15 protein-coding genes, 1 tRNA gene and 1 pseudogene are annotated in these 15,727 nt (G+C 61.3%); 9 read left to right on the forward strand and 8 right to left on the reverse strand.

The window, feature by feature from the left end:
• The 3 genes and pseudogenes from AB4Z24_RS18135 to AB4Z24_RS18145 form a co-directional block, all read right to left on the reverse strand.
• Positions 1–272: transposase (locus tag AB4Z24_RS18135; protein ID WP_441710459.1), on the reverse strand; the 272-nt coding region annotated here is incomplete at its 3' end.
• A 64-nt stretch (positions 273–336) separates the two neighbouring features.
• Positions 337–606 (reverse strand): annotated as a pseudogene (locus AB4Z24_RS18140) (integrase core domain-containing protein); the annotation flags it as partial.
• Between the two features lie 52 nt (positions 607–658).
• Positions 659–1,453 (reverse strand): CDP-diacylglycerol diphosphatase, encoded by a 795-nt coding sequence (locus AB4Z24_RS18145; RefSeq protein WP_441710460.1) that lies wholly within the window; start codon positions 1,451–1,453, stop codon positions 659–661.
• 885 nt (positions 1,454–2,338) lie between these two features.
• Here AB4Z24_RS18145 and AB4Z24_RS18150 point away from each other — a divergent pair.
• From AB4Z24_RS18150 to AB4Z24_RS18165, 4 genes are read left to right on the forward strand one after another with little or no spacing between them, the layout of a single operon-like run.
• Positions 2,339–2,896 carry a DUF5132 domain-containing protein gene (locus tag AB4Z24_RS18150; protein WP_441710461.1) on the forward strand — a complete coding sequence of 186 codons (558 nt, stop codon included), beginning with the start codon at positions 2,339–2,341 and terminating at the stop codon, positions 2,894–2,896.
• Between the two features lie 7 nt (positions 2,897–2,903).
• A complete protein-coding gene (locus tag AB4Z24_RS18155) occupies positions 2,904–3,542 on the forward strand; it encodes an HMA2 domain-containing protein (protein WP_441710462.1) in 639 nt (212 codons plus the stop codon).
• 33 nt (positions 3,543–3,575) lie between these two features.
• Positions 3,576–5,879 carry a heavy metal translocating P-type ATPase gene (locus AB4Z24_RS18160; RefSeq protein ID WP_441710463.1) on the forward strand — a complete coding sequence of 768 codons (2,304 nt, stop codon included), beginning with the start codon at positions 3,576–3,578 and terminating at the stop codon, positions 5,877–5,879.
• Between the two features lie 28 nt (positions 5,880–5,907).
• Positions 5,908–6,543 (forward strand): EcsC family protein, encoded by a 636-nt coding sequence (locus tag AB4Z24_RS18165; RefSeq protein ID WP_441710649.1) that lies wholly within the window; start codon positions 5,908–5,910, stop codon positions 6,541–6,543.
• Positions 6,544–6,564: 21 nt separating this feature from the next.
• Here AB4Z24_RS18165 and AB4Z24_RS18170 read toward each other — a convergent pair whose 3' ends face one another.
• Together AB4Z24_RS18170 and mamC are read right to left on the reverse strand one after the other, a co-directional pair.
• Positions 6,565–7,254, reverse strand: a complete 690-nt coding sequence (locus AB4Z24_RS18170) for an exopolysaccharide biosynthesis protein (RefSeq protein ID WP_441710464.1) — start codon at positions 7,252–7,254, stop codon at positions 6,565–6,567.
• Positions 7,255–7,315: 61 nt separating this feature from the next.
• Positions 7,316–7,756, reverse strand: a complete 441-nt coding sequence (gene mamC, locus AB4Z24_RS18175) for a magnetosome protein MamC (protein ID WP_441710465.1) — start codon at positions 7,754–7,756, stop codon at positions 7,316–7,318.
• A 343-nt stretch (positions 7,757–8,099) separates the two neighbouring features.
• Here mamC and AB4Z24_RS18180 point away from each other — a divergent pair, with 343 nt between their 5' ends.
• Both AB4Z24_RS18180 and AB4Z24_RS18185 read left to right on the forward strand, forming a co-directional pair.
• Positions 8,100–8,534: a hypothetical protein gene (locus AB4Z24_RS18180; protein ID WP_441710466.1), complete on the forward strand. Its 435-nt coding sequence runs from the start codon at positions 8,100–8,102 to the stop codon at positions 8,532–8,534.
• Positions 8,531–8,674, forward strand: a complete 144-nt coding sequence (locus tag AB4Z24_RS18185; RefSeq protein WP_441710467.1) for a hypothetical protein — start codon at positions 8,531–8,533, stop codon at positions 8,672–8,674. The genes AB4Z24_RS18180 and AB4Z24_RS18185 overlap by 4 nt, the downstream gene beginning before the upstream one ends.
• Positions 8,675–8,711: 37 nt before the next feature.
• Here AB4Z24_RS18185 and AB4Z24_RS18190 read toward each other — a convergent pair whose 3' ends face one another.
• The 3 genes from AB4Z24_RS18190 to AB4Z24_RS18200 all read right to left on the reverse strand — a co-directional run bounded on the left by AB4Z24_RS18190 (position 8,712) and on the right by AB4Z24_RS18200 (position 11,553).
• Entirely contained in the window at positions 8,712–9,368 is a 657-nt protein-coding gene (locus AB4Z24_RS18190; RefSeq protein WP_441710468.1) for a DUF6134 family protein, read from the reverse strand.
• 1,196 nt (positions 9,369–10,564) lie between these two features.
• Positions 10,565–10,638 (reverse strand) — tRNA-Gln (locus tag AB4Z24_RS18195).
• Between the two features lie 180 nt (positions 10,639–10,818).
• Positions 10,819–11,553, reverse strand: coding sequence for a M15 family metallopeptidase (locus tag AB4Z24_RS18200; protein ID WP_441710469.1), 735 nt, complete (start codon positions 11,551–11,553; stop codon positions 10,819–10,821).
• 243 nt (positions 11,554–11,796) lie between these two features.
• Between AB4Z24_RS18200 and AB4Z24_RS18205 the strand changes: the two genes are divergently transcribed.
• The 3 genes from AB4Z24_RS18205 to guaB all read left to right on the forward strand — a co-directional run bounded on the left by AB4Z24_RS18205 (position 11,797) and on the right by guaB (position 15,710).
• On the forward strand, positions 11,797–13,128 hold the full coding sequence (locus AB4Z24_RS18205; protein ID WP_441710470.1) for a Ppx/GppA phosphatase family protein: 1,332 nt from the start codon (positions 11,797–11,799) through the stop codon (positions 13,126–13,128).
• On the forward strand, positions 13,125–13,883 hold the full coding sequence (locus tag AB4Z24_RS18210; RefSeq protein ID WP_441710471.1) for an RlmE family RNA methyltransferase: 759 nt from the start codon (positions 13,125–13,127) through the stop codon (positions 13,881–13,883). The genes AB4Z24_RS18205 and AB4Z24_RS18210 overlap by 4 nt, the downstream gene beginning before the upstream one ends.
• Positions 13,884–14,195: 312 nt before the next feature.
• Entirely contained in the window at positions 14,196–15,710 is a 1,515-nt protein-coding gene (gene guaB, locus AB4Z24_RS18215; RefSeq protein WP_441710472.1) for an IMP dehydrogenase, read from the forward strand.
• Positions 15,711–15,727: the final 17 nt, after the last annotated feature.

Below are 15,727 nucleotides of genomic sequence, written 5' to 3' on the forward strand. Positions count from 1 at the left end.
TTTCCCTTGGCAGCCTCGGCCAGGATCAACTTGTCGAGCGTCAGATCCGACACTGCCTTGCGAAGGCGCTGGTTCTCGAGTTCGAGGTCCTTCATCCGCTTGACCTGGTCCATCTGCAAACCGCCGTACTCACGCCGCCAGCGGTAATAYGTGACCTCYGTCACCCCAATCGAYCGAACCGCATCCGGRACCTTGGTSYCTTGCGACACYAGAACGTCCACCTGMCGWAGCTTYGMGACGATCTCTTCYGCCTTGTATCTCTTCCTCGCCATGCCTGTCCTCTTCGGGCAAAAAGCCATACTTCGAGTCAGACCACTTCACTGGGGGTGGATCACCATTGAGGCTCGTATGCGGTCGGTTTTGATTGTAGTCGATCCTCCAGTCTTCGATCCGGGTTGGGGCGTCCGCCATATCAACATCAAGCGAACGCACGGCGGCGACGAAATAGGGCGGCACGCAGACTTCGGGATCGGCGTAATTGGACGGAGCTTCGTTCCCGGCCACCACGAAGGGGAGGAACCGTCCTCGTCGTCGTCCATTGCCTCCGCCTCCTTGGACTGGACACCAAATGTTGCCGGAGCGCGGGCATTTTTCAAGTTGGCGCATCCGAACTGGCGGCACCCTTCAAGCATCAGGCACACCTGCCAAATCGTAAGCATCAGTCCTGCCGTGCGAGCGAACACGCATGGTCGAGCAAGTCTTCGCCGTGACCGACGTCGCCTCGCACGGTGTCGGCAAAATCGACAAGGACGAGAAAACCTGGCGTTGCGTTCGCGAAGCTCTCGCCGACAACGACGATCGTCGTCCGTCCCATATTGTCCCTTGCTTCCCGCAAACCCTCCGCAACGAGCTTGAACGGATTGCGCCCTCCCAGATCCGCCCCGTCGATCCGCAAGACCTTGTAGGGCCTGTCGCTTAGAACGATTGGCTCCGGCATCCAGCCGCTTGCAATGCCCGCCACGCGCTTCGCGAGGACATCGCGAACATCAGGGCGCAGGCAATCGACATGAATATGAGCCTGGTCCTGGCTTCGCGCCCATGCCGAGTTGATCGCGAGCCCAACGCCGTCGCGCGGCAGCTCCTTCCCCAAACGTTCGAAAACGAGCCGGCGCGCATCCCAGGCGGCGCCAAAAAGGTCTGGCGCGTCCCCCGCCCCAAGCGCTGGACTCTCAACGCCGGTGATCGCCCGCGTCGGCATCGCCAGAAATTGCGCTTTGCCGTTCCGGTCCTTCAGAACGGCCGTACCGCGCTCCACGCCTTCCTTGACGTCGAGATCGGCGCAGGGCGCGAAATCATGGCGGCTCTCCCAGTTTCGCAGGCACCGGTCGTGAACAATGTGCCACAGCGCACTGCGATCGCGCGAACCGGTCACAACGTAAACCGCGAAAGCAATGAGACTCGCGGCCATCAGGACCGCGAAGATCGCGAAGCCGTAATGTCTTCTTCTTATCATGCCGCAACCCCGCTTCGCCCGCGCCACTCGAACCGTTCGATGCCCGCACCCCTTAGACATGTCTACAAAACGCATTTGACGCTGGATCATTGGCTGCAGATCTTGTCCAATCGGTACTCCGCGCCAGGCGCTAGGCGGGGACATCGTCGTCGAAAGTAGTCGATCCGTTGAGGATGATACGGCGAGAGAGGGTGGCGTCGGTCATGGGAGGATCCCCGTTTTTTGGCCTCTACCCTTATGGCGCCGCCTCCGACTCGCTCAGATGGCCATGTGTCGATGCAACGCAACCTCGATTACTTCCAGCAGTAGCCCTCTTCACTTCCGAAAAATCGCGATGGCGATTGCTGCCCCAAATTTGGCCGCTGGTGGCGATTTTACATTTTCGGCTACCGGTCGTCGATGTGATGGGACGCAGCGCTCGCGGCGGAAGGCAAAGCAGCGTTGAAGCGCGTCGAACACTTCCCGGCAGATTCCAAGACCGGTTTCATCGACCTCATCAGTCTTCGCAATCTCGTCCCGGAAGCGATCCGGGAAATCGAAGTGCTGCGAAGTAGGCAAGCGCAACGCTCAAGATGGGTCTTGCGGATTAGTCTTTGGCGATGGCGTGGACTTTGGTTGTCGCGGCCCTTCTTGTTCGGTCCTTATCCAGTTGCCGCCGTCTTCATAGATGCGCAGAAAGCCCATGCTCCCCATGCCGGCCTCTATTCCGATGCTTTCGATAAAGGCGTTGAGATGCGCGCCGAGAGGGTCCCAATTGAATACCCATTGCCTTATCAGGCAATCAATGAGCCAACGCGGTATTTTCGGTGCCTACGTACGTGTCATGAGACCTTCACAGTCATCCCTTTCAATGGCGGCATTTCGGTCATCACGCGGAGAGAGAGTATGAGCGTCGAAAGCGTGCCCTACAACGCGTCAGGAGCTGCTCACGGCGATCATCCAAGTGATGAGCACGACAATCTTGACGCGGATGCAGATTTTCCGGCGGCCGAACCTGAATCGGTGATGGCAAGCCTCGTCGCTCTTGGCGTCGTGGGGGTAGGTGTGGCGGTCGTCGAGGCTGCGCTGCTGCCGGCCGTGCTGCTCGGAGCCGCGGCCGTCGCCGCGCCGAAGATCATGCCTCGAGCCTTCTCCCTTCTTGACCCGCTCTTTACCACCGCTGTGCGCGGAGCCTACAAGGTCGGTCAGCGTGCGCGCGAGGCGATGGCGGAGGCTCAGGAACGGGTCAACGACATCGTTGCTGAGGTTGATGCCGAAGCTGCGCAGGCCGCAGAAGGAGAGATGGAGTATCCGCCCCACCACGCCACCCCCGACGCACCGCATCCGGAGCATAACGACGTGCACGGATCACAGGCCCATCAGGCGCCAGCCAATTTTGCAGGCAAGCCTGCAAGCGCCGCTCCAAAGCCGGCACAGGGCGTAGCTCAGCGCACCATGGGCTGAGCTCGGCATGTCCCTACCCGATAGTTCGCGGCCTACGGCGACGTCTTTCCTTCCGCCTCCGAGGCCCAAGAAGCACAAGCTGAAGATTGACATTGCCCATCAAGTCCCTGGCCGAATTCGCATGAAGGTTGGAGGAGGCAAGGGTAATCCGGATCTCTTGAAGGAGGTTGGGGACGTGTTCAACGTACTGCCCGGCATCCAGAGGATCACACTTAATCCGCTGACCGGCAGCGTGGTCATGCATTACGACTCAAAGCAGAATTCCAAAGCCACGGCCCAAAACGGTGCTGAGCGGGGAACCGCAGGCATGGCAACGCCGCCATCCACCGATATTGACGTGCTTGCGAACAAGATCGTGAGCCAGGCGCACTACTTGGCAGAGCACTCGCACGCCGCCAAGGCCGTGGTAGATTTCTTCGCCAACATGGATCGGCAGATCAAGAAGACGAGCCACAACACAGTCGACCTCAAGATCGTCTTCGCGCTCGGTGTTATCGCGGTCACGGTATTCGAGATCGGGGCCACGACAGCAACGCCAATCTGGCTGACTCTTGCCGTGTTCTCCATCAATCATTTCATCGAGATGCACCAACCGCCGTCGGCGCTCATGCCGGTGCGCGCGCCAATTGCCTTTAAGGGCGTGTAGTGGTCGGGGAACAATCTCAGGCTTGTTTGCCTCATGAACTTTGAGATCCGCCACTTCATCCGGGGTCGCGTGCGCATGCGAATCTCGGCACTTTGCCGGAATCGCGGGCTGGCCGAAGCGACCCTTCAATGGGTGAATCGCCAGGAGGGAGTTCACACGGCGCGAATAAACTACACGTGCTCGAGCCTGGTTCTGGAGTATGATCCCGTGCATCAGGAGTCCTTCAAGCTGCTGCTGGGTTACTTGGGCGCACTCAGCCTCAACGATTTGCGGACGCTGGTCGGCACGACTGCACTTGCCTCGCCGCCGAAGAACGATCGGACACAGAAGCCGGACCACATGGCGCTTGAGCCGCAGAAGCCACGTATTCCGCTGCTGCTGCCGACCGTGTCGCTCGCCCTCGCCTTCGTCGCCAATCCGCTTGCCATCGCCGTGAACCTGCCGCTGATGGCGTGGAACGCCTATCCGATCGCGCTCAGGGCCTGGCGAGTGTGGTCGCGCGAGGGCCGCCTCAATGTCGATTTCCTCGATACTTTAGCGGTCGTCGCCTCACTCGCGCTCGGCAATCCAGTGGCTGGAGCGCTCGTCATCTGGCTCGTGAAGCTCGGCGACTGGATCCGTGACTTAACAGCAGCGGGCTCAAAACGCGCGATTGGCGAGCTCCTCGAATTTCGGTCGAAGACGGCCTGGATTCGCGTCAACAGTAGCGTCGTTTCCGTCCCCGCCCGCGACGTGAAGGTGGGCGACGAGGTCGTCGTTTATCCCGGCGAGACTATCCCCGTCGATGGCAAAATTATCGAGGGCAGCGGAGCCATCGACCAGAAGACGATTACGGGCGAGGGGCTGCCGGTCACGCGCGGCCAGGGCGAGGACGTTTTCGCCGCAACGGTCATGCGCGAGGGCCAGATCGTCATTCGCGCCACGCGCGTCGGCTCGGAGACCACCGCGGCGCAAATCGTTCGCCTCATCGATTCCGCGCCCATCGGCGACACCCGCATGCAGAACCATGCGGAAAAGCTGGCCGACGGCCTCGTTACGCCCACGCTCGCCCTGGCGGCGGGAACGGCTGCGCTGTCAGGTGATTTCTCGCGTTTCTTGTCTCTCGTGATCGTCGACTACGGCACCGGCATCCGCGTCTCCGCGCCGACCGCCATGCTGGCCTCGATGACCCGCGCCGCGTGCTCCGGTATCATCGTCAAAAGCGGTGGCCACATGGAGCGCCTTGCCGAGGCCGACACAATCGTCTTCGACAAGACCGGAACTCTGACTGTCGGCGCCCCGGTCGTGCTCGACATCATTCCCTATCAACGCCACTTCGATGGCCGGCATCTCCTCGGAATCGCCGCGGCCGCCGAGAGCCGACTTCGACATCCCGTGGCCGAGGCCCTGCGCGCCAAGGCCAGGGACCTGCAGATCAAACTCCCACCATGCGACGACGCCAAATATAGCCTCGGCCTCGGGATCGAAGGGCAGGTCAATGGAAATTACGTTCACATTGGCAACGAGCGCTTCATACGCATGGCCAACATTTGCGTCGAGTCGACCGCGGCTGACCGCAGGGCGCTCGACGAGCGCGGCTGCTCGAGTCTCTACGTCGCCGTTGATGGTGTAATTGCCGGCCTCGTCGCCTATGCCGACCAGATCCGGCCGGAGACACCCCAAATCATCTGCCGACTCAAGGCGCTCGGCTTCAAGGATCTCATCATGCTGACCGGCGACGGCGCGGTTGTCGCCAATGCTGTCAGTCGGCAGCTAGGGCTCGACCGTTACTTCGCCGATATGCTTCCCGCCGACAAAGCGGATGTCATCCAGTCGCTTCAACGCCAAGGCCGCGTCGTGGCGATGGTCGGCGACGGCATCAACGACTCGCCCGCGTTGAGCTTCGCCGACGTGGGCGTCGCGATGAAGCACGGCGCGGACGTTGCCCATGAGTCAGCCGATGTGGTGCTCATGGAGGACTCGCTGTGGAAGCTCGTCGCCGCAATCGAGATCTCGCGTGACGCGGTCTCTCTCATCAAAGAGAATTATGCGATCGTGGCAGGACTGAATACGCTGGCACTCGGTCTTGCCCTGCCCGGCAGCCTGATCAGCCCGTCTTTGGCTGCGCTCATTAGCAATGGATCGGCGATCCTTGCGAGCCTCAATGGCATGCGTCCCCTCTTGAAGGCGCCCTATGCCCATGATCGAGCCCGATACTCTGTTCCCGCCGGCCGACGTCGCTCTGCTGAGCAAGGCCGTCTCGCTGATCGAACAGCGCAGCTTCGCCGCACTTCTGAGCGAGTACTCGGGAAAATCGGTAGTCGGGGTCTTCAGCCTGCTTCCACCGCCCCTGTCTAAGTCGCTCAATCGCGCCGCGACCCTTGCCATCCAAAGATGTTTTGACATTGCGCTGCAATCCCTTGGCAGGTCCAAGCGCCCCCGCGCCCGGACTCGGCTGTCGACGGCAATGGTCGGCATGTCCGGCGGGATCGGTGGCTTTGTCGGAGTGGCCGCGCTTCCCTTCGAGCTTCCACTAACGACAACACTCTTGCTCTATTCGATTGCCGAGATCGCGCGCGAAGAGGGCGAGGACCTGTCACGGATCGATGCGCGCCTCGCGTGTCTGGAGGTGTTCGCATTGGGCGGCGGCGGCAAACGGATGGATGTCGGCTATTACGCCTCCCGTGCTCTCCTCGGTAGGCTGGCGAGCGAAGCCACGGCCGTTTTCGTGGAGCGTGGTGCAACCCGCGCCGCGGGCCCGCTCATGGGCAGCTTCGTCAGCGAGATTGCGGCCCGCTTCGGCATCGTGGTCTCGGAACGCGCGGTGGCCGGTGCCGTGCCCGTGATCGGCGCACTTGGCGGCGCGGGCCTCAATATGATCCTCGCCACACATTTCCATAACGTCGCCCGCGCACATTTCATCGTGCGGCGGCTCGAGCGAACGTATGGCACCGACCGCGTGAAGAGGCTCTACAAGATCCTTGCTGAGGCACAGGCTGGAGGGCCTCTGCAAGATTCTTAGTTTCACTGACGGCCGATTCACTCAAAGACCGGTGCCGAAGACCATGTTGACGAGCGCCACTGACGCCACGCCCATCAGCGCCGCCGCGACGACGGTGAGCAGCAGTCCCGCGGCAATCAGCAAGCCGTCGTTGCGAACGAGCCCGAGGGCCAGCACGAGGACCGTCAGTGCCAGTGGAGCGTTGGTGCCCGGAACTGGCAGCGCGATCAGGAGGGCCAACAGCAGCACCGCCAAGCCGGCGACCCGGCGCCCGGCTGTCCCCGTCAGTACAACACCGCGTTGACGCGTCAGCCCGTCGATGCGCCGCACGGTCGGTAGCATGGCGCGAGCGACCCGCTTCAAGGCAGACGCCGGAACGCGCCGGTTGAGCAGAGACCTCGGGAGCCACAGCCGGTCGCGGTCGACGATCATTTGCGCGCCGACCATGGCCATGGGAACCGATATCACCAGGCTGAAGCCCGGGATGGGTACCGGCACGACCTCACAAGCCGCGAGCACCGCCAGCGGAATGCCGAACGCCCGGGTCTCAAGCCCGCCAAGCAAATCGCGGACCGAGATGTGTGCGTTATCGCGGTAGCGCAGAAGCCCCTCGAGGAACGCGGTCAGCGAGCCGGGCTCGGCCTTCCGAGCTTGGCTGCGAGCTTGACGCTTGACCAAGCGGGGGGGTGCGCGGAGAACCGAGGGGCCGGGAGTTGCGACAAGCGATGCCATCGTCGGTTTCCTCCATCATCCTCGCAGAGTAGCACGGCCCGGCGCCAGCGCGGCGCTGACATCACGCATCAGCCGCAATGACCGGGCGTCGGGCCGCAAATATCGGACTGGTTACGACAGAACGACGCGCGGTGCGGGGGGCCGTGCTGACGGGCCTCCGTACGGCCGGGCCCGCCATGCGGCGGGTCGGTGCCCTAGCCGGCGCGGCCACCTGCTCGAAGCCGCGGTCCCAGAGATATTTAAGCGTCGAGCCGATGATCAACGTCGCACCAACCGAGACGATCAGCTCGCCCCCGATGGAGCCGACGGCCGCGAACGTGAGTGCCGTCGCCAGTCCGTTCTTGAACCCTTCCTGGCCGATATCGAGCAAGGCGTCTTTCCCTGAAACGGTTCTGCGGCTCACCCGCTCGACGTTCTTGGCAATCGCGTTGGTGGTGCCAACGATTCCCCCGAGAATTCCCATGCCGGGAACTGATTCAGCCAGAAAAGGTCCAAGCTGCACGGAACTTCCTCCACTCGAGACAACGGACGCGCCAACCAGCCAAGCTCTTGAGCATAGCGGAACGAATTCGCCGAGACCGAAGCACGCCGATCATAAACACGCAAGGCGGCTTTCTTGGGGATGTAAGGTTTACGAAGAAGCGGGACTTCAATTGTGCGGTGTCGGCAATGGAGCTGGATCATGGTTCGTGCGTGCCGAACGCGCCGGTGCCCGCTTGTCATAAGCCTGTCATCAACCAATCCATATTTGCTGAAGCCAATGCTTTGATCGCTGATCCGATCACACCCACCGGGGCTGCGCGGCGTCAACGATGTTCGTTATGATGAGCTGATCCGAAGTCGCAATGCACCACATTATGGGCACGATGCGCATCGGCGGACGTGCCCTCAGATACAGCCGGTTCGTTCCCCGGCCTTATAATCTCTGCCGCCAGCTCGGTTTTGCGCCGAGGCTCATGATGCCATCGCGCGCGTTCTACTCCGATGAGAGCCAGGGCTACCTGGTCGTACCGATCGCCCAAGACTTCGGAACCTTCCCGTTCGATCATGGCCGCGTTGGCGGCAAGGTGGCGACCGACCGCCACGCGCCCTTTTCGCACCATGGCGAGGACCTCGTCATCGTCCATGCGAGCCACGTCGGCTACGATCCTGAGCAACGCTGTTTCGGACGCTATCGGCGGTCGCGAATGACCACGGAGGCTGGGGCTCGAGCTGCAGGAAGCTCGCTTCTATTCTGGAGTGGTGCCAGGGCGAGTATGCGCTGGCGCGCGAGAATGTGAGCCTTGAAATACGAGATGGGAAGCCGATTGTCGTCATCGACAATGCGCTGCGGCCGAGCGACAATCCGGACCGCATGGCCTTCGATACCGCTATTTCAACGATGGCCTCTTCGTCGACGGTCGAGCTACCGGAAATCTAGGCTAGGTGTGCGGCAACGCCGAAGTGTTCGGGACCGCTCAGCTTGTGATCAGGAAATAGGTGATGAGCGAGCCGTCGACGGCCTTGGCCTTCAGGCCGACCCAGTTCTCGCACTGATCATACCAAAGATCGATCGGCGTGCGTCCACGCAGAGAATAGCGTCTGGCCACGCGATGACCGCCTGCAACAGTGAGCGGCTCGTCCCGATCATGTGTATGGACGTCGTATTTCAGAAGCGCTCCGTTCTGCGGGTGGAGCATAGGTCCGTTCAATTGGGTAATGTTCCAATGCGTGGCCAAGCTTGCAATACGCGAAAATCGCGTCGGGCGGCAACGTGTGCCTTCAACCAACAGGTCGTTGCCGTCTCGCCTAGCCGACATGCTCTCGCGTGACCCGTTGTTATCAGCTCGCATGTGCGCCTGCGCGAGGCGGCCGTCTGTCCAAATCTCATGCCCGCGCAAGGCGTAACGGAACATTGTCAGCGGACCGAGCTTCACTGCAAACTCTACGGCGACGTCGACGCGCAGACTTCCGTCGCGCGCCGCAAAAGAGAGCTCATGATGGCCGACGTGGCTGCCGTTCCGGAACGCCTTGAAAGCGCGCCGCGAGGCAGGGTGGACGCTTGTTAGTGCTGCTCTCTTCAGAAGCCGGTCCATGGAGCTACTGGCAATCGGTGGGCTGGCTTCGATCGTCAAAGTGGCAAGCCCCATCGAACTGCAAGCCGGTTATTTCGGAGTGCATGTGACACGCCGAGCAAATGCAAAGGAAGTTTCGTAACAGAGAGACGTCAATATTATCTAGTCCCTTGCAGCATGTGGTGCATAGAAACAATGTCGATCTGTATTTGTCGTAAATGAACTTGCTGAGTTCGGCATGCCAAAATGTTGACGACCGCATCCGCTGCCAATCTCATCCTGTGCGGCTTTCTCGACTTCCTAGAGACCCGGCAGTCTCTTGCCGGTCCGTGATCAAAACGATCGATTGTAGTGGTCGGGACATCGCGGCTCACGCCACATTCCGAAAAAGGATAGCAGGATCAAATGTGGGACGGAGCGCGAAGTCACAGATAGCTCTATTGAACTGGGGGAGATCAACGCCGATGTCGCGCGAGTGAAGATCGTCGGAGCGCGCCTTCCCAAAGAAGAGGAGAATATGGTCGGCGCGAATACCCCTCCGAAGACCTGAATCCCTTCGGCCCGACAATTGCGTCCAGCCGCTTCCACCGACGATGGCAGTTTACCCGCTTTCGATGCCTCGCGCCTCAAGCGCGCGGTGCGTGATTACGGCAATGTGCGCGCCCGGAAGTTCTTCGGTGAAGTCCTTAAGGCCGGCATGGCGCCGAATGCAGGCTGACTACTCGATGAGGGCCGGATCGAAGCCTTTTTGTTCCGCGACGATGCGGATCAGGTGAAACTCTGGTGCCGGGAGCCCACTTTGGGCTACTTCAACGAATGGCTGGTCCGAACAATAGAAGGGCGGCGGCTTTCACGCTGGCAGAGCCCTGACCCGAGGTTCGCCGGATTGAGAGCCACAGTCTCCTCGAACCCGCCAGCGCCGTTTCGAAAACGCAAAGCCGGACTCAAGTAACAGCCAAGTCGAGATCCAGTATTTCGATGCTTAAAAAAAATCGCCGATCGGAGCGGTCACGACGTCGTATCGAACTTCCGATAGCTAAGTTCGCAGCTCGCGGCTCCTCCGCTGGTCACGCAGTGAAAGCGGAAAGCGAAGGGTCGTAGAACTGCAAACAAAAAATCTGTCGTACTAAGCAAAGTTCCTCAGCAAATGCGTGGGGTTTTCGACAACGGGCGGGCTTCTGTAAGCGTCGTTTCGACAATGAGCCTATGATGGAAATCTAGGCGTCAGCTTAAGTATTTGAAATATAATGGTAATTTGGCTGGGGGACTAGGATTCGAACCTAGACAGGCAGAGTCAGAGTCTGCAGTCCTACCATTAGACGATCCCCCAAAGCCGGGATCAGGCGGTGCGTTGCCCGCCGGAGCGCGGGTCATAGCAGCAGCCTCCCGTGTCTGCAAGCGCGGCAACCGGGGTCTTCCTGACGCGGTTTCCACTTTTCAACGTCGAGCGCTTCGCTGGCGGATTCAGCCGAATCGGGCCGTGTTGGATTTATCGGCTCCACTGGCGAGATTACTTTGGCGCCGCGAGGAGTTCGGGGCGGTACTCGAAGTGCATCGTATCGTAATGGTACCAGCGGCCGCCCCAGATGAAGCCGTGCTTTTCAAAGATATCGACGATCTCCGGAGGGATCTCGTTTCGGAAGGCATAACCCGAAGCGCTTTTTGCCCACCGCCAATAGTGCGAGCGCCGCGTCGCGATATCGATCGCAATGCCATAGCCATGAGCCGAGCGCTGTTCTGTCCCGGCAATCGGCCGGCACATGTAACCTCCGGCGGACGGAACGAGAAAGACATCGAATTTCGCCGGAAGCGCATCGAGCTCGCGGCTGACGGCTTGCAGATGTTCAGCAGCGCCGTTGAGCCGGGAGATGTGGATCCGTTGCCCGGACTTTGACGGAAGCCACGTGATCGTCGTCAGCGCCGAGGCGAACCCGGGCTTCCTGCAATCGCCATAGATCTTCTTGAAGAACGCATCGTTACGCGCGCGACCCGGATCGAAATCGCGGGCAGGGGGATTGGCCGGCGCGCCTCGCGGATAGGAAAATCGAAACATGTCGCGAATATCGGGGTTGGCAAGCCACGCCTCGAACGACTTTTCTTTTCCATCCGAGATCGGCAGCCGTGAACCGTCCCGGAAGACAATCTCGTTCCCTTCGATGCCGGTGATGAATGCCGGATACGCCGAGCGGAGACGCGCTCCAATCTGATCGCTGCCGAGACCGTCCGCGAAAACTGTGGGCTCCATTAGGCAAATGGCCGCCACAACCAATGCTGCGAGCCTTAGGGCCTTTCTCCTCAACATCGATAAATCGCGCCGGATCGAGCCAGATCGCGCCTCTTCTTTGCAGTGTTAAGCAACCGCCCGCTAGAGCTTTACGACGGGGCGCGACCTGCTACACTTGGGTCAACAGAGGTCCAGATCAAACGGCCTGAGGAGCGCGGCTGCATTGCGGCAAGTTAGCGCTATACCAGGTCCTGGAGAGCGACGTTGAAGCCTGCAAATTCAGATCCTGACCGGTCCGACGGCTCAGGTTCCCCCGACAACTCAAACGACGACTTTAGCCTTGTCTCCGGGCAGGAAGAGTTACCGCTGCCGCCGAACCGCTTCGGCAATGGCGGCGAACGCCGGTTTCGCCAGAGAAGCCCGGCGAGGCCCGGCATTCTGTCGAACCGGTTGACGACATCGTCGAGGCTTGAACGCCCCGCCGAATGGCAGCGTCAGAGTTTTGACGAGCGGAGTTTTTCCGCCGGACCCAATCGTCCGAACGATCAGATCTACGGCGCGCTCGATCTCGGTACCAACAACTGTCGCCTGCTTTTGGCGCGCCCGTCGCGGCGAGGGTTCCAGGTCGTCGATGCATTCTCGCGCATTATTCGTCTCGGCGAAGGCGTCAGCCAGACCGGCCGTCTTTCCGAACTTGCCATGAACCGCACGCTGGATGCGCTCCGGGTCTGCGCCGGAAAGCTGCACCGCCATCATGTTTCGAGGACGCGTCTCGTCGCGACGCAAGCCTGCCGCGTTGCCGCCAACGGATCGTCCTTCGTCGACAAGGTCAAAAACATCTTCGACCTCGATATAGAGATACTGACGCCGAAGACCGAGGCGCATCTCGCCGTTGCGGGCTGCGCGACGCTGATCGACCCCGCAGCCGATTACGTCCTGGTGTTCGATATCGGTGGCGGCTCGTCCGAGATCGTATGGCTTGATATGACGCGCCTCGGCTCCCGGCGTGACGTCTGGACCGGCCGCTCCGACGTCAACGATGCGATCGTCGCCTGGGAGTCGCTTCCCGTCGGCGTCGTGACGCTCGCCGAACACTTCGGCGGCCGCGACGTCAACCCGGCAACCTTCGCGGCGATGTCGAAGGCCGTGACGGAGCTGCTTCTGCCATTTGAAGCCCAGCATCGTTTTCGCGATTTAATGGCCGGAAAGCCGGTCCACTTCCTGGGTACATCCGGAACGGTCACGACCATCGCCGGGGTGATGCTCGGGCTCGAGCGCTACGATCGCAAACGCGTCGATGGAATTTGGTTGAACGTCAGCGACATTGACGATGTAACGTCCAAGCTTCTCGGACAAAGCTACGAGGAACGCATCTCGGAGCCCTGCATTGGCCGCGAGCGAGCCGATCTCGTGCTCGCCGGATGCGCGATCCTGGATGCGATACTGAAATTGTGGCCCGCGGATCGCCTGCGTGTTGCCGACCGCGGACTGAGAGAAGGCATTTTGATGCAATTGATGATGGAAGACGGCGTCTGGCGTGCCGGACGCCGCCGGCGTTCTCGCTCGAAGCGGTCGAACGGCGCTGAACAATCGTGACAAGCAAGGGCAACAATAAGGGCGGCGGCGGCATCCGGAGCAGCCTGAGCGGCGGACAGCGCCAGCTTCGCACGAACGTGAAGACGGCGAGGAAGCGCTCCGCATCGTCTGCGCGCTGGCTCGAACGCCAGTTGAACGATCCCTACGTCGCGGCGTCCAAGCAGCAAGGTCTGCGTTCGCGCGCGGCGTTCAAGCTGCGTGAGATCGATGCGCGCTATCATTTCCTGAAACCGGGGCAGCGCATCATCGACCTCGGTGCGGCGCCGGGCGGCTGGTCGCAGGAGGCGGCGGAGCGCGTCAAGGCAGGCGAGGGCAAAGGCCAGGTCGTCGCCATCGACTATTTGGATTTCGAGCCGATCAAGGGCGTCGAGATCATCAAAATGGACTTCACCGATCCGAACGCCGAAGACCTCTTGAAATCGCATCTTCGCGGCGGCCGCGCCGATATCGTTCTCTCCGACATGGCAGCGCCGACGGTCGGGCACGCCAAAACCGATCACATACGCATCATGGGTCTTGCCGAAGCCGCAGCCGCCTTTGCGGCGGATGTCTTGGAGCCGGGCGGAGTCTTTCTCTGCAAAGTCTTCCAGGGCGGTACGGAACGTGATCTGCTAGACGCGCTGAAGCGCGATTTCAAAGTCGTGCGCCACGTGAAGCCGCCGGCCAGCCGTTCCGACAGTTCCGAGCTTTACGTCTTGGCGACGGGCTTTCGGGGAAGGAAGGAAGAGGGATCGGCGGAAGAGGATGCCGGCTAGTGGCCGGTACCGGTTTTGCTCCCCCTTGGCGCCGGGGCAGGGGGCTACGCTCAAATGCCCTGCCAGCGGCCGAATCGGAAGCAAATCTCATGGGGGCTGTGAACCCCGTGCCCTCCATTTGCCAGCGTTCTGCGACACCGCAATGACGACCGGCGAGCATTTTCCGCCCTCCGCTGAATTGGTTACCACGATCCCCATTTGACGCGGCTCGGGCGCTTCCAAGCGCTGAACCTTGGTGCTATAGACCGCGCGACAATGTTCCGCCCCAGGGGGCCTCGAACGTGTCGCCCCCGCAAATTTGGAGAAGTCCGCATGACTTCGAGCCTATCCGCGCTCGATTCGGGGATCGCGCTTACGTTCGACGATGTTCTGCTCGTCCCCGGCCCGTCCGACGTGATGCCGGGTCAGGCGGACGTCTCGACCCAGCTGACCAAAGCCGTCCGTTTGAGCATTCCTCTTTTGTCGTCTGCGATGGACACCGTCACCGAGGCGAGGCTGGCGATCGCGATGGCCCAAGAAGGCGGCATCGGCGTCATCCACCGTAACCTCACCATCGAGGAGCAGGCGCGGCAGGTCGGACTGGTGAAGCGCTACGAAAGCGGCATCGTCCTCGATCCAGTCACGATCCCCCCGCAAATGACGCTCCGCCAAGCCTTGAAGCTGATGGCCGACAAGGGCGTTACCGGTGTTCCGGTCGTTGAGGGCGGCGCCGGAGCGCCGGACGGCAGCGCCGGCAAGGGCAAGCTCGTCGGCATTTTGACCAACCGCGACGTTCGTTTTGCGACACGCTTGGATCAGCCGGTTTCCGAGCTGATGACCCAGCAAAACCTCGTAACCGTCAAGCGCAACGTCTCGCAGGAAGAAGCTAAGCGACTGCTCCACCAGAACCGTATCGAAAAGCTGATCGTCGTCGACGACGCCGGCAATTGCATCGGCCTCATCACCGTCAAGGATATCGAGAAGGCCGCGAAACATCCGAACGCGTCGAAGGATGCCCAGGGACGTCTGCGCGTCGCCGCCGCGACGACGGTTGGCGAAGATGGCTTTGAGCGGACCGAACGCCTCATCGCCGCCGGCTGCGACGTGATCGTGGTCGACACCGCGCACGGTCACTCCGCGAAGGTCATCGATGCGGTCGCACGTATCAAGCGCCAGTCGAACAGCGTGCAGGTGATTGCTGGAAACGTCGCGACGGCCGATGCAACCAAGGCATTGATCGAAGCCGGAGCCGACGCGATCAAGGTCGGTATTGGTCCGGGCTCGATCTGCACGACACGCATCGTGGCGGGCGTCGGCGTTCCACAGCTGACGGCAGTCATGGAATGCGCGAAGGAAGCCGCCCGCTCGGGCGTGCCGGTCATCGCCGACGGCGGCATCCGCTTTTCCGGCGACATCGCCAAGGCCGTTGCAGCCGGAGCATCCTGCGTAATGATCGGATCGCTCCTCGCCGGCACCGATGAGGCGCCGGGCGAAACCTACCTGTACCAGGGCCGCACCTATAAATCCTACCGTGGCATGGGCTCGGTCGGCGCCATGGCGCGCGGCTCGGCAGATCGCTACTTCCAGGCCGAAGTGCGCGATACGCTGAAGCTCGTCCCGGAAGGTATCGAGGGGCAGGTTCCCTACAAGGGTCCGATGGAAGCCGTCGTTCACCAGCTCGTCGGCGGCTTGCGCGCCGGCATGGGGTATCTCGGAGCGAAAACGATCCCCGAGCTGCAGAAGCGCGCCAAGTTCGTCCGCGTCTCTCCGGCAGGAATTCGCGAGAGCCACGCGCACGGCGTCATGATCACGCGCGAAAGTCCCAACTATCCGGGCATCGGTGGTTGATCTATTGAAGTCGAAAT

Origin of the sequence: Hyphomicrobium sp. 2TAF46 (assembly GCF_052114865.1) — a bacterium.
Lineage (GTDB): Bacteria > Pseudomonadota > Alphaproteobacteria > Rhizobiales > Hyphomicrobiaceae > Hyphomicrobium_B.